General features: G+C 41.2%; 14 protein-coding genes. 7 read left to right on the forward strand and 7 right to left on the reverse strand.

Features of this window, described 5'->3' with window-relative positions:
* Positions 1-21: 21 nt before the first annotated feature.
* Positions 22-1,482, reverse strand: a complete 1,461-nt coding sequence (xylB, locus tag ACYVIL_RS15420; RefSeq protein ID WP_460313294.1) for a xylulokinase — start codon at positions 1,480-1,482, stop codon at positions 22-24.
* Between the two features lie 181 nt (positions 1,483-1,663).
* On the opposite strand from xylB, the gene ACYVIL_RS15425 reads away from it, so the two are divergent.
* Positions 1,664-2,845, forward strand: a complete 1,182-nt coding sequence (locus ACYVIL_RS15425; protein WP_303472486.1) for a XylR family transcriptional regulator — start codon at positions 1,664-1,666, stop codon at positions 2,843-2,845.
* On the opposite strand, the gene ACYVIL_RS15430 is transcribed toward ACYVIL_RS15425, so the two are convergent.
* Positions 2,842-3,384, reverse strand: a complete 543-nt coding sequence (locus ACYVIL_RS15430; protein WP_460313296.1) for a hypothetical protein — start codon at positions 3,382-3,384, stop codon at positions 2,842-2,844. The two genes, ACYVIL_RS15425 and ACYVIL_RS15430, sit on opposite strands and share 4 nt — an antisense overlap.
* Before the next feature lie 220 nt (positions 3,385-3,604).
* Here ACYVIL_RS15430 and ACYVIL_RS15435 point away from each other — a divergent pair, with 220 nt between their 5' ends.
* Together ACYVIL_RS15435 and ACYVIL_RS15440 are read left to right on the forward strand one after the other, a co-directional pair.
* Positions 3,605-4,744 (forward strand): sensor histidine kinase, encoded by a 1,140-nt coding sequence (locus tag ACYVIL_RS15435; RefSeq protein ID WP_460313298.1) that lies wholly within the window; start codon positions 3,605-3,607, stop codon positions 4,742-4,744.
* Complete coding sequence (locus ACYVIL_RS15440; RefSeq protein ID WP_460313300.1) at positions 4,741-5,391, forward strand: response regulator transcription factor; 651 nt, start codon at positions 4,741-4,743, stop codon at positions 5,389-5,391. The genes ACYVIL_RS15435 and ACYVIL_RS15440 overlap by 4 nt, the downstream gene beginning before the upstream one ends.
* Here ACYVIL_RS15440 and ACYVIL_RS15445 read toward each other — a convergent pair.
* The 3 genes from ACYVIL_RS15445 to ACYVIL_RS15455 all read right to left on the reverse strand — a co-directional run bounded on the left by ACYVIL_RS15445 (position 5,362) and on the right by ACYVIL_RS15455 (position 8,041).
* Positions 5,362-6,831, reverse strand: a complete 1,470-nt coding sequence (locus ACYVIL_RS15445; protein WP_460313302.1) for an ATP-binding protein — start codon at positions 6,829-6,831, stop codon at positions 5,362-5,364. The two genes, ACYVIL_RS15440 and ACYVIL_RS15445, sit on opposite strands and share 30 nt — an antisense overlap.
* Positions 6,832-6,919: 88 nt before the next feature.
* A complete protein-coding gene (locus tag ACYVIL_RS15450) occupies positions 6,920-7,648 on the reverse strand; it encodes a 16S rRNA (uracil(1498)-N(3))-methyltransferase (RefSeq protein WP_303472476.1) in 729 nt (242 codons plus the stop codon).
* Between the two features lie 213 nt (positions 7,649-7,861).
* Entirely contained in the window at positions 7,862-8,041 is a 180-nt protein-coding gene (locus ACYVIL_RS15455) for a hypothetical protein (protein ID WP_303472474.1), read from the reverse strand.
* Positions 8,042-8,618: 577 nt separating this feature from the next.
* Here ACYVIL_RS15455 and ACYVIL_RS15460 point away from each other — a divergent pair.
* Positions 8,619-9,443, forward strand: coding sequence for a mechanosensitive ion channel family protein (locus tag ACYVIL_RS15460; RefSeq protein ID WP_303472472.1), 825 nt, complete (start codon positions 8,619-8,621; stop codon positions 9,441-9,443).
* Positions 9,444-9,514: 71 nt separating this feature from the next.
* Here the strand turns inward: ACYVIL_RS15460 and ACYVIL_RS15465 are convergent, their stop codons facing one another.
* Positions 9,515-10,321: a M48 family metallopeptidase gene (locus ACYVIL_RS15465; protein ID WP_303472470.1), complete on the reverse strand. Its 807-nt coding sequence runs from the start codon at positions 10,319-10,321 to the stop codon at positions 9,515-9,517.
* A 137-nt stretch (positions 10,322-10,458) separates the two neighbouring features.
* Here ACYVIL_RS15465 and ACYVIL_RS15470 point away from each other — a divergent pair, with 137 nt between their 5' ends.
* Positions 10,459-10,911, forward strand: a complete 453-nt coding sequence (locus ACYVIL_RS15470) for a hypothetical protein (protein WP_303472468.1) — start codon at positions 10,459-10,461, stop codon at positions 10,909-10,911.
* 68 nt (positions 10,912-10,979) lie between these two features.
* On the opposite strand, the gene metK is transcribed toward ACYVIL_RS15470, so the two are convergent.
* Positions 10,980-12,125 carry a methionine adenosyltransferase gene (gene metK / locus ACYVIL_RS15475; protein WP_303472466.1) on the reverse strand — a complete coding sequence of 382 codons (1,146 nt, stop codon included), beginning with the start codon at positions 12,123-12,125 and terminating at the stop codon, positions 10,980-10,982.
* A gap of 349 nt (positions 12,126-12,474) precedes the next feature.
* Between metK and tkt the strand changes: the two genes are divergently transcribed.
* Together tkt and epd are read left to right on the forward strand one after the other, a co-directional pair.
* The gene (gene tkt / locus ACYVIL_RS15480) at positions 12,475-14,466 is read left to right on the forward strand and encodes a transketolase (protein ID WP_460313306.1); all 1,992 of its coding nucleotides are present in this window, start codon (positions 12,475-12,477) and stop codon (positions 14,464-14,466) included.
* Positions 14,467-14,576: 110 nt separating this feature from the next.
* Positions 14,577-15,584 carry an erythrose-4-phosphate dehydrogenase gene (gene epd / locus ACYVIL_RS15485; protein ID WP_303472462.1) on the forward strand — a complete coding sequence of 336 codons (1,008 nt, stop codon included), beginning with the start codon at positions 14,577-14,579 and terminating at the stop codon, positions 15,582-15,584.
* Positions 15,585-15,601: the final 17 nt, after the last annotated feature.

Raw genomic sequence — 15,601 nt, forward strand, 5'->3', positions numbered from 1 at the left:
AAGCCTAATGCACGAACAGATTTAAAATAGCTCCTTTATCGCTGGGTATAACTTCTTGAATTTGTCTCGGCGAGATCTATAAATGGCCACCTTGTGAGAATTCGGGTAATGAATTTCTACAATCTCAGGTTCCGGACACACATCATCTAAGGTGAGTTCACTGTGGATGGCCATTTTGGCGAGTCTTGCTGCACCTAAAGCTGGACCCACGTCGCCGCCTTTGCGAAAGGTAATTTTTGTATTTAAAACATCGGCTAGCAATTGGCGCCAATAGGGGCTTTTGGCGCCACCGCCAATTAATGTGATCTCATTGGCCTGAGCACCTGAGTCGTGGACAGCATCTAGGCCATCGGCGAACGCAAAACTGACGCCCTCCATAATGGCATGGGTAAAACAAGCTTGATCACTTTCATTGGTTATCCCAAAAAAGTTACCCTGGGCATGAGGGTTGTTGTGGGGCGTTCTTTCTCCGCTTAAATAGGGAAGAAAAATAGGAGCTTGCTTGATATCCAAAGTGGCGGATTTGGATGCTAATTCTTCTAAAAGATCGGAAACGTTCGACTTTACTACGTCTTCGGCAAACCATTGTAAACAATTCGCTGCGCTCAACATTACTGACATTAAATGCCAAGTATTGGGGACTGCGTGACAAAAGCTGTGCACTGCCTTTTGAGGGTTGGCTTTAAACCCCTCAGAAACGAGAAAATAAACACCTGAAGTACCTAATGAAATCATGGCTTGGCCGGGGCTAACTAACCCCACGCCAATTGCGCCGGCAGCATTATCGCCACCGCCAGCAATAACGGGCACTGATTGCATATTCCAACGCTTAGCTAAATGTTCATCTAGCTGACCACTTATTTCGTTACCTTCCAATAACGTCGGCATATGCTCTTTGGTTAAGCCGCATGCCGATAACATATCACTGTGCCAGTCTCGAGCTTCAACATCTAGCCACATGGTACCCGCTGCGTCTGACATGTCGGTGGCAAAACTGCCAGTTAATAGGAAGCGAAAATAGTCTTTGGGTAACAGCACCTTGGCAATTTTTGCAAAGTTATCAGGTTCATTTTGTTTTACCCATAGTACTTTGGGCGCGGTAAAGCCGGGCATCACTAAATTACCGGTAATTTGGTGACAATTTGCTACTTTTTGTTCCAGTTCTTCGCATTGGGCTTGGCTGCGTCCGTCATTCCATAAAATGGCGGGGCGAATAACGTTATTTTCGCTGTCTAACAGGGTCGCACCGTGCATTTGCCCCGATAAACCAATACTTTTAACTTGCTGCATCTGGTTTCGCTTGGCCAGTTTTTGCATCACAGTGTCACATGCGGCCCACCAGTGCTGCGGATCTTGTTCTGACCAAAGTGGGTTTGGACGAGAAACCTGCAGGGCCTCTGTTTCGCTGTCTACAATATTGCCAGCCTCGTCCATTACTATAATTTTTATGCCGGAAGTGCCTAAATCAACGCCAAGGTACATGTTGCTCTCAGTCTGTGAAAAATGTCTGTGCATCTTTTACGAGAGGGCGTTTTGTATCAATTATGTTATTTAATTATTAAATTTCGTAATTTCTTGTCTAGGTTCTTTTTACTAAATTTGGTATTACTATACGCCCACTTAACAAAAACGTAATTACACAAAAGTGTCTATGAGGTGTTGCATGTTCAAGGCAAAACACAGTATTTCGTTACTTTTCAATGCAAACAAAGTTTATGATCGGCAAGTAATTGAAGGTATTGGGCACTATTTACAATCTTCTAAAGTCGATTGGGATGTGTATTTAGAAGAAGACTTTTTAGCCCGAATAGATAACATTAATGATTGGGTTGGAGATGGCATCATTGCTGACTTTGACTCGCCATCTATTCAACATGCAGTCGAAAATATTGACCTTCCCGTTATTGGCGTAGGAGGATCTTATGAAAATCTGGATGACTACCCCAATGTTCCCTATGTGGCCACCGACAATTTGGCGGTAGTGAAATGCGCTTACGAACATCTCAAACAGAAAGGCTTAGAACGTTTCGCTTTTTATGGATTTCCACCAGATGAAAATCATCGCTGGGCCACCGAGCGTGAAAAAGCGATTATCAAACTATGTAAAGAAGATGGCTACGATTGTGCCGTGTACCGAGGCCATCCAACACGTCCTGAAACTTGGCAATATTCAATGAATCGATTGTCCGATTGGTTGCAAAGTTTGCCAAACCCCGTTGGAGTTATTTCTGTTACCGATGCCCGAGCTCGTCATTTGCTGCAAGCCTGTGATCACACAGGTAAACTAGTACCTGATCAAATTTCTATTGTCGGTATTGATGATGACGATATTGCCCGAAATTTAAGCCGGATAAGTTTAAGTTCAGTAACCCAAGGTGGTTTCGATATGGGTTTTCAAGCTGCCAAGTTACTCCATCGCCGGCTTGAAAACCCCAATCTAAAAAATAAAATTGTGACAGTTCCGCCCATTGGCGTTGCGCAACGACAATCAACAGACTTTAAAGCTTTAAAAGACCCCCATGTGATTCAGGCCATGCATTTTATTCGTCAAAATGCCTGTAAAGGCATAAAAGTAGAGCAAGTATTAGATTATGTTGGGATTTCTCGTTCCAACCTTGAGTCCCGCTTTTATGAAGAGAGAGGACACAGCATTCATAATGAGATTCACAATGAGAAACTCTCAAAAGCGTGCAGTATGCTTACCTCTAGTGATAACCAAACATCTGAGATAGCCTTGATGTGTGGTTATCCGTCATTGCAATATATGTACGCGGTGTTTCGCAAACACTTTGATCAAACACCCAAAGAATACCGTGACCAACATTTACAGCAAAGCGAGAGTTAATTTTTTAACGCCCCCTTAGAGGCATAAACTTTAGAAATTAAAAATATTGCTACACCGCCGATTATACCAGGAGCGAACCAGAATATAATTTGTGCGTCGCCAAGGTTTGCAAACAACTTTCCGCCGCCAAAGGCAGTAAGAACGGTAAGAGCAATAATGCCTAATGTGATTGCTGAGTTTCGATGCTTGGTGATTGTTGGCTTCAGACTATGTATTCGCTTCATGGAAAAAACCAGTATAATAATACCCATTAGCATACTTAAAATGCTAAAAATGATTTGTAAACTTACAATGAAACGTTGCGGTTCGATGGTCATTGATAGTATTTTTTCATCAACCAGCATAGGAAAGTATAAAGTCATAAATGCCATGAGAGCAACCGAACAGACTAGCGAGTATATGGTTGCAGCAAAATAACCACCAAGCTTTTTATGCTTGAGCTTACCTTTTTGGGCTTTGAACGGGAGCCAGAATAGAATAAAAGCCAAGGTTCCTATAATAAATGGTGCAATAAATAAACTAGCAAGCAAGATTGTCATTTTTCTCTCCAATAATTCACTATCTTAAATTCAAAAAATAATTAAGTTTATCGCTGTGATTTGAGTCCAGTTTAAGTATTCTAGAGATAATGTTTAGTGCCAAAAGTCACTATATAAAACGTGACTTTTGGCCTATAGCGTTCAATTCTAAAATTGTTCATACTTGATCTTCTCGCAGTGTCAGTTGCTGGCATATGGTCAATTTTATCTTGGGTCTTAAATGCAATATGTGAAAAGCTTGTTTAGAAAAGAAAATCTCTCAGCTATTTTCCCCTGGGCGGTAGTGAGCGCCATAGCGTTGTCTTTGATGGTGAGCTCAGATAGCTACTCTGGGCAAAAAGTAGCTGCGGCCGGATGTGCTTTGCTCGTTTACATTGTGTTCTTTTTGCTTGTCATATCAGATCACGAATATCGCAATAACTTGCAAACCCGACTGATATTTATTGCCATTCAATATGCAGCTATTATGATTTTAGGCTTCCTTACTCCTTTCACCTTTCTGGCGATTCTTGTCACCATTTGGAGTGCCCAATTACCTTATTTCATGCCATTTAAACAAACACTTTTTTCCTCTCCCATATGGACAGCACCATTTTGGCTGGTTATGCATTTTTATTGGCAAATAGATTCTGCAATAATATCCACGCTACTATTTTGGACATTCAATATTTTTGCCCTTGTGATGGTGAACGCAAATATTAAAGAAAAGCGTGCAACCGAGCAGGCGATGGAGCTTAATCGCGAACTAATGGCCACACAAACTTTATTGGGGGAAGCATCTAAGCAAGCCGAAAGAGTCAGAATTGCGCGTAACATACATGATTTATTGGGGCATCATTTAACGGCTTTAACCATTAATTTGCAGGTAGCGTCGCGGATTTCCGATGGAGAAGTGCAGTCTCAAATTCAACAATGTCATGATTTAGCAAAGTTATTATTAAGTGATGTACGCGAAGCTGTCTCTGAAATTCGGGAAAAGTCTCATATTGAATTGAATCAAGCGCTGCATGCATTGTTGGACAATGTGCCTAATTTACGTATTTCTCTCAATATTGAAACAAATTTAACTATCTCAGATGTGGATGTAGCTGAAACGATACTCCGTTGTGTCCAAGAATCTGTGACCAATACTTTACGGCATAGCCATGCCAAAAATTTCAATATTCAGCTTAGCCATAAAGATGATTCTATATTGCTTCGAATGCAGGACGACGGGAGTCGAGTTAAACAAAATGACATTCAAGAAGGCAATGGGTTGACTGGTATGCGAGAAAGAGTCGCTCACTTAGGGGGTACGCTTGATGCCAAACTAACCCCCATAGGGTTTCATACCCAAATTACATTACCGGAGTTAACATGAGTATTAATGTCATGGTCGTTGACGATCAAACCTTGGTTCGGGAAGGGATAAAAAGCTTGTTATCTTTAGCCCCTGAAATCAACATTGTTGCAGAAGCCGCTGAAGGAAAAAGTGCATTGGAAGTGATTTCAACGCAAAAACCAGATGTTGTATTAATGGATATTCGCATGCCAGTAATGAATGGGATTGAAGCGGTGGAGGCCCTTAATCAATGTAACGAGGTTAAGAACCCACCGGTTATTATGTTGACAACTTTTGATGATCATCAACTTGTTATTCAAGCCATTCAGGCCGGAGCAAAGGGCTTTTTATTGAAGGATGTGTCTTTAGAAACCTTAGTTGATGCCATTGCTAAAGTACATGCGGGAGAGACCTTAATTCAACCTAGTATTACCCAGCGTGTGGTCAAAACTTTGCAAGATAAGCAGAGCACGTTTGAAAGCTCCGATATCCCCATCCCTCTAAGTGCCAAGGAAGTTGAAATATTACGTTTAATCGCAGCGGGATGCAGTAATCGTGAAATATCCGAAGTCGTATTTAAATCGGAAGGAACAGTTAAGAATCAAGTCTCAAACGTATTAGAAAAACTTGGAGTACGAGATCGCACTCGTGCTGTGCTAAAAGCTATCGAGCTCGGGTTCATCTAAAGCGACAGGAAAAACAACGGTAAACTCGACACCTTTTCCTATTTTTGATTTACATTCAATATGTCCGGCCAATACTTTGACCACAATGTCGTAACAAATATGCATGCCTAACCCCGAACCGCCGTTTTGTCGTGCACTGGTAAAAAATGGTTTGTATAAATTTTCCAGTGTATGCTCAGACATGCCACGGCCATTATCCTTATAAATAATCTTTAACAACGGGTGGTCAGCAATTTTTTCGTCGATTCTTATTTTGAAAAAGATATGACCAATTTGATTTAATTCAAAGGCATGCTGAACCGAATTCATAATTAAATTAATTATTAGTTGACTCAGCACGCCGAGGTTACTATACACCTCTAAATCAGGATCTATGTCGAAACAAAACTGTTGTTTAGAACGTTTCAATCTTGGTTTCAATGTCAATAAAACCTCATTTACATAACTCATGAGATTAATTTTTCGCACTTCTTGACTGTGTTGATCTAAAGAAAGTTGTTTGAAGGTTTTTATTAGCTGGGTAGAGCGAACTAAATTGCGTTCAATAATATCGACACTTTCTTTGGTTTTGTTAAAAAATGACGTTAACTGTGAACGTTTAAGTTGACCTTCTTTAAAGGATTGAGTGGTTGTGCTGAGAATACTTCGTAAATAAGAAGTCGCCGTTATGGCAACACCTGTTGGGGTGTTAATTTCATGAGTTAAACTTGACATCATGGTTCCCAGAGCCGCCATGTTTTCTAATTCTACCAATTGGTTTTGCACTTCGTTGCGCTGTTCTAACGCCTTTTTCAACATTTGATTGGCATTGGTCAACTCCTCGGTGCGTGCTTCTACACGTCTTTCCAGCTCAGCATTTGTTTCTTCCAGTTGTTGAATATTGTTCGCCCGTTCAAGAATAATCGACACAATTTGAGATTCGTAGATCAACGAATCAATATCGTCTTGCTCAGGAGCTCCACAAGTGGATAAATACATGGAAAAGGTGCCTAACACCTCACTACTTGGCGAAATTATTGGCTGCGACCAACAAGCGCGTATACCGCATGCTAATGCTGTATCGCGTATTTTGTGCCAATGGGGGTCTTGAGTAATATCTTCAGTTACGGTGAGTTCTCTGTTAGCAATTGCAAATGCACAGGTGGTAGAGGGGGGAATCACTCTTTGATTTTGTAATGCATCCAAAAGGAGTGTTGGAAGGCTTGGGGATACAAAAGGGCTGAGGGCAAAGCCTGTTTTATCCATCAAGTTTATTGAACACTTTAGCCCCGAGGTTGCCGATTCAAGGCTAGCAATAATCTCCCTTAAAACAATTTCTAGCGGTTCCCCATTTACTAACATGGACAGTGCGTTTATACGACCAGATTCAATGGCATTATGGCGTTTAAGATGCGTGTAATTGTTCTTACCTTGAGTATTCATGGCATTAAGAGATTTCATGGTTTGGGTAGCCAAGTTGATGATTTATTGCGCCCACTACACCTCAATGTAGCACGAAAATAGCCCATGTCTACGCAAAATTTCTTGTCTACAAATCACCATGTATAGCTTGCAACGCTGCTATTGCTGCAATGGCCGCAGTTTCAGTTCGTAATATCCGGGGACCCATTTGTACAGTTTGAAATCCAACTTGTTCAGTGGCATACACTTCTGGCTCACTAAAACCACCTTCAGGACCAATAAGCAATCTAACACCACTGGCTGGGATCGTGAGATGTTTAATACTCTTTTCTGCTTTAGGATGTAATGTTAACCGAAGATCAGAGGTGGATTGTTTTGTCCATTCATGAATAGAAGTACAAGGGTGCAGCGTTGGAATTTGGTTCCTGCCACACTGCTCACAAGCTGAAATAATGAGTTTTTGCCATTGTTGACACTTTTTCTGCCAGCGTTCAGGTGATAATTTAACGCCACATCGCTCAGTGATAAGTGGCGTAATTTCGGTAACACCTAATTCAACCGCTTTTTGAATGGCCAAATCCATTCTATCGCCCCGGGATACACCTTGACCAAGATGAACTTTTAGGCTGGACTCTACGTTAATCGATAACTTTGCATCCACTAATACACTCACTTGACGCTTTTTGGCAGTGACTAGTTCGGCACTATATTCATTACCATCGCCGTTAAACAATACTAAAGGGTGTCCTTCATTGAGGCGAAGTACGTTAGCAATATGGTTGGCAGCATCGGTTGTGAGATCAATTGTCTGATCAACTATGAGTAAATCTGGGTGATAAATTCTCGGAATTCGCATGTTATTTAAATTGGCAGGTTACAATTCGCTACATGGTATATGAAGTAAAAGGTATCTCAACTAAAGAATTTTGCAAATTGGCTGCACCAGTAACGCATTTACATCAATGCACCAAGGTGACTACAGCATAAACGTTTACGATATCTGAACATCAAACGCGGTGTTTCATGTGACCGCGCTTGATGCAAATGATGATATTAAAATTAGTTTATTTTAGTTTGCGTTTAATGTTTTAGTTGACGTCATTCCATCGTGAGGCGCATCAATAGATTCATACTGGCTATTCACCGATGCATCTTTTCGGGCAAACGCAGTATTTTCGCCAGTGTCTTTAGCAAGGCAAAAGACTAATAGAATGACCAAACTAACGAAGATAAGAGAGAGAATTAACATTTTCAATTCCTTTAAAAATATTACGGTTTCCCTGAAATTAGGGGCCAATAGCATAGCACTTCTAAAACACAAAGTAGAGTCAAATGTGTTCAAAAAAACAACATTTATAAAACTCTAACAAATTCAAATGTTTGTAATAAATCAAACTTTTTAAAAGAAGACTAACTACCTGTTCGTAATAATAAACAGTGATAAAAACTTTGTTTTAATACAAAATTAAATGAATAAAATCCGAAAAACTAACTGCGTTATTTCTAAAATTAGATTCTTGATATTGATTGTGACCGCGCTTAATTTACGAAATGTAAACTAACCTAGGTTTCTGACAATTCAATGACATATACTTTAAAACATCGAAAATAATAAACGAATTCAACTTTAGTCTATGGCGCTAAATTGCGACATATACATTAGTCTAATTTGCAAAAAAAAGAGTGCATAAAGTCTTGTTTCCTTTATTATTTCACCGTCCAACTAATTACCAAGTAGTGATGTTAGCTAATTAAATGAAAAGGCTTTCTTTTTGGTGAAGGACTATCGCTATATCAAGAATTAAAAAATGTTTGGGAGAAACAAAATGCTTGAAGATATAAATGTTGCAGAGTTAGTTGAAACTTATGTAATTCCATGGGGACTGAACATACTGTTCGCGGTAATCATCTACATTATCGGTAAAATAGTCGTCGGAATTCTTGTCAATTTATTTGGCAAGGTAATGGCTCGCTCTAAATATGACGATATGTTAGTGGACTTTTTAAAGGCCATTGTGAATGCGGTCTTAATGTTGTTCGTTATTGTCGCTTCATTAGATCAGCTAGGTGTGGATACAACGTCCTTAGTCGCTATTTTAGGTGCTGCCGGTTTGGCAATCGGTTTGTCTCTTCAAGGCTCTTTACAGAACTTTGCAGCTGGCGTTATGTTGCTTGTATTTCGTCCGTTTACCCGCGGCAACTTCATTGAAGCTGCAGGTACTGCAGGTGTCGTAAAAGATATCACCATTTTTACAACGGTAATGACAACACCAGATAACAAAGAAATTATCGTTCCAAATGGCGCTATATATAGTGGCAACATTGTAAACGTATCAGCAAAAGAAACTCGTCGAGTGGATATGGTTGTTGGTATTGGTTATGACGCTGATCTTAAGAAAGCCAAAGAAGTGTTGCTTGAAATGGTTAATGCTGATGAACGCATTCTAAAAGATCCTGCGCCTACTGTTGCAGTTTCAGAACTGGCAGATAGCAGCGTGAACTTCATTGTTCGTCCTTGGGTTGCTTCTGCTGACTACTGGGCTGTTAAATTTGACTTCACTGAAGCGGTTAAACTTCGTTTTGACCAAGAAGGCATTAGCATTCCATTCCCACAAATGGATGTTCACTTGCACAAAACTGAAGAATCATAATCTTTTATGATTGTAAGAAAATGCCGCATTAGCGGCATTTTTTTTATCTAGAAATCGTATGTTAGAGGCGTTTACATCGTACAGTTTGGTTTATCAGTTGCTTGTGCTGCCAATGATAGCGCTGCAGACATATTTGCAGTTAAGGTTTCAATTCGCGTGGCAGGAGAGGGGTGAGTCGACATAAACTCAGAGGTTCTTTGTCCTTCACTTGCTTTGTCCATATTTTTCCAAAGTGCTATGGATTGTGTCGGATCGAATCCAGCTCTGGCCATTAATTCTAATCCTATCAGATCCGCCTCAGTCTCGTGGGTACGGCTAAAGGGTAACTGCACACCAACCTGCACACCTAAACCAATACCTGCCATGATCATATTGCTGTTTGCTACCTGATTCGCATTGAGGATTTGGTTGGTTGCTTCTAAACCAATACCAATAAGAGCTGAATTCGACATTCTTTCGTTTCCGTGTTCTGCAATCACATGTCCAACTTCGTGTCCAATAACGGCAGCCAACTGATCTTGGTTTTGCGCAACATTGAGTAACCCAGTATATACGCCTATTTTGCCACCAGGTAATGCAAACGCATTTACTTGATCATCTTCGAACACGACCAACTCCCATTGACCATCAAATACACTATTGGGTACATGTTTGGTAATAAAGCTGGCTACACAAGAAACATATTGATTATCTACTCCTTGTTGGGATACTTTCTGCTCTAACTTCATGCCATCAAATGCTTGCGCACCCATATTGGCTAATTGATCTTTAGAGTAAAGTTTTAATTGCGATCTTCCGGTTGGCGAAGTGGAACAACTGGTTAGAAAAATTGCACTAATAGCAATTGCAATCGATGATTTGGTGATACTTTTTAACATAAATTATTTCCGATTTGCTGCTAACTATATCCGTTCTTTATTGTTAAGCTTAAATTCAGTTTTAGATCAGTATGCTAGAATAATTACTTAACAAGATATTTATCCTTAAAGATATTTGTCCGTAAAGATGCTTACCTATGAAAACAATATACATAAAATTAACGGTATTGTGTTTGCTATCTGTACTCTCGTCTTGTGCATCTCATCATACGCGACATATCGAACGCAACCAATTTATCACTGAGTTGTACGCCAACGTCGATCAGATATACGATGTGAAATTTGACTCTCAGGTAGGTGAAGCCGCAGCGACATGGGGGCTTTGGGGAGCGATGAATAATATTTATGGTAGCGATCGACAGATTATTGCTGGCGCATTAATAAGTGCATTTTTTGGTGGCTTACTCATGCAAATAGAAGAAGGTCCAAGCCGTGGGTATGAATACCATTTAACTGCCACTGATGGTGAGTACTTAGTGGTGGTGTTAGATTATTTTCCTGCTGCACAGGGAGATTGTGTGCGAGTACGAATGGCTAATCAGGTGCATGTCACTCTGGCCAACGCAAATTACTGTCAACCTGAAGATTAAACCTTTGTTTCTCTCTACAAACAAAAATAGCGTCTAAGTAGACGCTATTTTTATGTTTTTAAAGGTGATTAGATAGCCGCTTTTAGTTGTTCTGCTTTGTCAGTTGCTTCCCAAGGAAATTCCTCTCGACCAAAGTGACCATAAGCCGCAGTGCCCTGATAGATAGGGCGCTCAAGGTCTAGCATCTTAATTAAGCCATAGGGGCGAAGATCAAAGTTAGCTCTAACTAATTCGGTAAGTTTTTGATCTGTAATCACGCCAGTACCAAAAGTTTCAATACTAATAGATGTGGGTTCGGCCACACCAATGGCATAAGATACTTGGATTTCACATCGCTTGGCTAAACCTGCAGCAACTATATTCTTAGCCACATAGCGACCAGCATAGGCTGCTGAACGATCTACTTTTGAGGGATCTTTTCCTGAGAAGCAGCCGCCACCGTGACGAGCCATGCCACCATAGGTATCAACTATAATTTTACGGCCTGTTAAACCACAGTCACCCATAGGGCCACCTATCACAAATCGACCCGTTGGATTAATTAAAAACTTGGTTTTCGCAGACAACCATTTTTCAGGCAGTACAGGTTTGATTATTTCTTCCATTACTGCTTCTTGTAAATCGGCAGTACTGATTGAATCACAGTGTTGAGTAGACAGCACTACTGCATCGATGCCCACTGGTTGATTATCTTCGTAGACAAAAGTGACCTGACTTTTGGCATCGGGGCGCAACCAAGGCAGAGAATTGTTTTTTCTAACCTCAGCCTGGCGTTTAACCAGACGGTGAGAATAGGTAATAGGGGCAGGCATCAGTACATCAGTTTCATCACTGGCATAGCCAAACATCAAGCCTTGGTCTCCGGCACCTTGTTCTTCTGGTCTGCTGCGATCTACCCCTTGATTAATGTCTGGTGACTGCTTTCCAATGGCATTGAGTACTGCGCAGGAATCAGCGTCAAAGCCCATATCGGAATGAGTGTAACCAATCTCGCGAACCGTCTTTCTGGTTAACTCTTCTATATCAACCCATGCTGAAGTGGTTACTTCACCGCCAACCAGAACCATTCCTGTTTTAACAAAGGTCTCGCAAGCTACTCGAGCTTTAGGATCTTGAGTCAAAATGGCGTCCAAGACTGCATCAGAAATTTGATCAGCAATTTTGTCAGGATGCCCCTCAGAAACAGACTCTGAAGTGAAAAGGTGTGATGTCATGTTTTAATCCTATTTTGAATTCGCGTGTTAGATTCGCGCCAAAAGTGGTTTGTTATCGGTAATAGCTACATTTTAATCAATATTTTTAAAAATACCAGTCTTTCCGTCTAGACGTCCAAATGGCTATATGTTCAGAATGCTTTCCACTGCTATATACGTAAAAAAACCGGAAAAGGAATAGAACATAACCAAAAAAAGCATAATCAATAATGAATAAGCGTTGCAGTTCGTCGATGGCTGGTGGAAAATGTTGCACCCAACACGAATACAAGCAAATCAATCAATGTCTTAGCTAAGATAATTAGATATTGAGCATGCTTTTAGGCACTTATTTATAGCAGGAGACAACATGCCTTCACGTCGAGAACTAGCCAACGCCATTCGCGCTTTATCTATGGATGCAGTACAACAAGCTAATTCAGGCCACCCCGGAGCACCAATGGGAATGGCTGATATTGCGGAAGTATTGTGGAGTGATTTTATGCACCACAACCCAGCTAACCCTAAATGGGCTAACCGTGATAGGTTTGTTCTGTCCAATGGTCATGGTTCGATGTTGATCTATTCATTGTTACATCTAACTGGATATGACTTACCCATTGAAGAATTGAAAAACTTCCGCCAATTGCATTCAAGAACCCCAGGTCACCCAGAGTATGGTTATGCTCCCGGTGTTGAAACCACTACTGGCCCTTTAGGCCAAGGTATCAGTAACGCTGTGGGTATGGCAATTGCTGAGAAAATGTTAGCAGCCCAATTTAATCAACCTGAATTTGATATCGTTGATCACTTTACTTATTGCTTTCTAGGTGATGGTTGTTTGATGGAAGGCATTTCCCATGAAACCTGTTCGCTTGCTGGTACTTTAGGTTTAGGTAAGTTGATCGCTTTTTGGGATGATAACGGTATTTCCATTGACGGCGAAGTAGAAGGTTGGTTTACGGATGATACGCCAGCTCGTTTTGAATCATACGGGTGGCAGGTTATTGCTGATGTAGATGGTCATGATCCTGTTGCAATCAAGGCGGCGATTGAAGCTGCTAAAGCTGAAACGACAAAACCCACCATGATTTGCTGTAAGACGGTAATAGGATTTGGTTCTCCGAATAAATCAGGTAGCCACGATAGTCATGGTTCACCTTTAGGTCTTGACGAAGTTGAAGCAACTCGTAAAGAACTTAACTGGAATCATGCTCCTTTTGTTATTCCTGAAGATATTTATGCCCAATGGGATGCTAAACAAAGTGGACTTGAACTAGAGCAACAGTGGAATGATACGTTCGCGCAATACGCAGACGCGCATCCGGAGTTGGCTAGTGAGTTTACCCGTCGTCTTAACGGTGAGTTACCCGCAGATTTTAGCGAAAAAGCCGCAGCGTATATTAAGCAGACTCAAGAAAAATCTGAAAATGTGGCCAGTCGTAAGTCTTCGCAAAATGCCATTGAAGCTTTTGCAAGTTTATTGCCAGAAGTGGTAGGTGGTTCCGCTGATTTAGCGGGTTCCAACTTGACTCTATGGTCCGGTTCAAAAGGCATTACCGCAGATGATGCTAGCGGCAACTATATTTTCTACGGTGTGCGTGAATTTGGTATGAGCGCAATCATGAACGGTATTGGGCTGCATGGTGGTTTTAGAACCTACGGTGCTACTTTCCTTATGTTTATGGAATATGCCCGCAATGCTGTGCGTATGTCTGCGTTGATGGGAGTTCCGAATATTTTTGTTTACACCCATGACTCAATTGGTCAAGGTGAAGATGGCCCAACCCATCAGCCTATTGAACAAGTTGCCAATTTGCGTATGACGCCAAACCTGACCACCTGGAGACCTTGTGATGGGGCTGAAACAGCAGTGGCTTGGAAAGCGTCGATAGAACGCACTGATGGCCCAAGTGCCCTAGTATTCAGTCGTCAAGGTTTGCCTGCACAAGCCCGCAATGAGCAGCAATTAGCTGATATTGCGAAAGGTGGTTATGTTTTACTTGATTGCGATGGAACACCTGAGATCATCCTAATTGCAACCGGCTCTGAAATGGCAATCACTGTTGAAGCAGCAGCAAAATTGACGGCTCAAGGCAAGGCTGTGCGAGTGGTTTCCATGCCAAGTACTAATGTATTTGATGCGCAAGATGCAGACTATCGTGAGTCAGTATTACCCCGTAGCGTAACAAAACGAGTGGCTGTTGAAGCTGCCCACGTTGATTTTTGGTACAAATACGTTGGATTTGATGGCAAAGTTGTTGGTATGACAACGTTTGGTGAGTCAGCTCCAGGTGGTGCCTTGCTAAAATACTTTGGTTTTACCGCAGACGCGATTGTCGAAACGGCTAACTCACTGTAATTGATGGCAATAAACTAGGATGACTCATATCCGATTTGATAAGAGTTATCCTATGACTAAAGAAGAACACACTCTCTTTAGAGTGTGTTCGTTTATGTATTAAGAGTGACATGATACGAATTGCAATAAATGGCTTTGGACGAATAGGTCGGAATGTATTGCGAGCACTTTACGAAACCGCTCGATATGAACAAATCAAAATTGTTGCAATAAATGAGATTGCCAATCCCGAAGGCATTGCTCATTTATTAAAATATGATACTGCCCATGGTCGATTCGGCTTTCCTGTCTCGTTGGATGGTGATTGTTTAAATGTGGCTAACGACAGTATTCAATTATTACAGTTTCCCACTTTAGACAAGTTACCTTGGGCTGAACTCGGTGTTGATTTGGTATTGGAATGCACAGGTGTGCATAACGACAGGGCCGACGCTGAAATTCATATAGCTCAGGGCGCTAAAAAGGTACTCTTCTCCCATCCGTCAACACCCGATATGGATGCCACTGTTATTTATGGTGTCAATGATGATTTGTTGCAACAAGACGACCGAATCGTATCCAATGGTTCCTGCACTACAAACTGTATTGTGCCTGTGATCCAAGTGTTGGATAATGCATTTGATGTACTGAGTGGCACAATCACTACCATTCATTCCTCAATGCACGATCAACAAGTTATAGATGCTTATCATACTGATTTGCGCCGAACTCGTGCCGCAAGCCAATCCATTATTCCCGTTGATACCCGATTAGCTGCAGGTATTGAGCGCATTTTGCCTAAATTTGCCGGAAAATTTGAAGCCATCGCGGTCAGAGTGCCTACAATTAATGTAACCGCAATGGATTTAAGTGTAACTGTAGATAAAAAAGTCTCGATAGACGATATTAATCAGGTATTGAAACAAGCAGGTCAGGGCAGATTAAATGGAATATTGAGTTACACTGAAGAACCGTTGGTATCAGTAGACTTCAATCACGACCCACACTCTTGTATCGTAGACGGCACGCAAACCAGAGTGAGCCATAAGCAATTAGTGAAAACCTTGGTTTGGTGTGACAATGAGTGGGGGTTTGCAAATCGAATGTTAGATACAGCGCAAGCTATGTTTCGTGTCTAAACAATAATGTAATTATT

The sequence above is a fragment of the Aliiglaciecola aliphaticivorans genome, assembly GCF_054782055.1.

Coding starts and splice junctions, on each gene's coding strand:
- xylB (WP_460313294.1), bottom strand. CDS start 1,482: ATGTACCTTGGCGTTGATTTAGGCACTTCCGGCATAAAAATTATAGTA.
- ACYVIL_RS15425 (WP_303472486.1), top strand. CDS start 1,664: ATGTTCAAGGCAAAACACAGTATTTCGTTACTTTTCAATGCAAACAAA.
- ACYVIL_RS15430 (WP_460313296.1), bottom strand. CDS start 3,384: ATGACAATCTTGCTTGCTAGTTTATTTATTGCACCATTTATTATAGGA.
- ACYVIL_RS15435 (WP_460313298.1), top strand. CDS start 3,605: ATGCAATATGTGAAAAGCTTGTTTAGAAAAGAAAATCTCTCAGCTATT.
- ACYVIL_RS15440 (WP_460313300.1), top strand. CDS start 4,741: ATGAGTATTAATGTCATGGTCGTTGACGATCAAACCTTGGTTCGGGAA.
- ACYVIL_RS15445 (WP_460313302.1), bottom strand. CDS start 6,831: ATGAAATCTCTTAATGCCATGAATACTCAAGGTAAGAACAATTACACG.
- ACYVIL_RS15450 (WP_303472476.1), bottom strand. CDS start 7,648: ATGCGAATTCCGAGAATTTATCACCCAGATTTACTCATAGTTGATCAG.
- ACYVIL_RS15455 (WP_303472474.1), bottom strand. CDS start 8,041: ATGTTAATTCTCTCTCTTATCTTCGTTAGTTTGGTCATTCTATTAGTC.
- ACYVIL_RS15460 (WP_303472472.1), top strand. CDS start 8,619: ATGCTTGAAGATATAAATGTTGCAGAGTTAGTTGAAACTTATGTAATT.
- ACYVIL_RS15465 (WP_303472470.1), bottom strand. CDS start 10,321: ATGTTAAAAAGTATCACCAAATCATCGATTGCAATTGCTATTAGTGCA.
- ACYVIL_RS15470 (WP_303472468.1), top strand. CDS start 10,459: ATGAAAACAATATACATAAAATTAACGGTATTGTGTTTGCTATCTGTA.
- metK (WP_303472466.1), bottom strand. CDS start 12,125: ATGACATCACACCTTTTCACTTCAGAGTCTGTTTCTGAGGGGCATCCT.
- tkt (WP_460313306.1), top strand. CDS start 12,475: ATGCCTTCACGTCGAGAACTAGCCAACGCCATTCGCGCTTTATCTATG.
- epd (WP_303472462.1), top strand. CDS start 14,577: ATGATACGAATTGCAATAAATGGCTTTGGACGAATAGGTCGGAATGTA.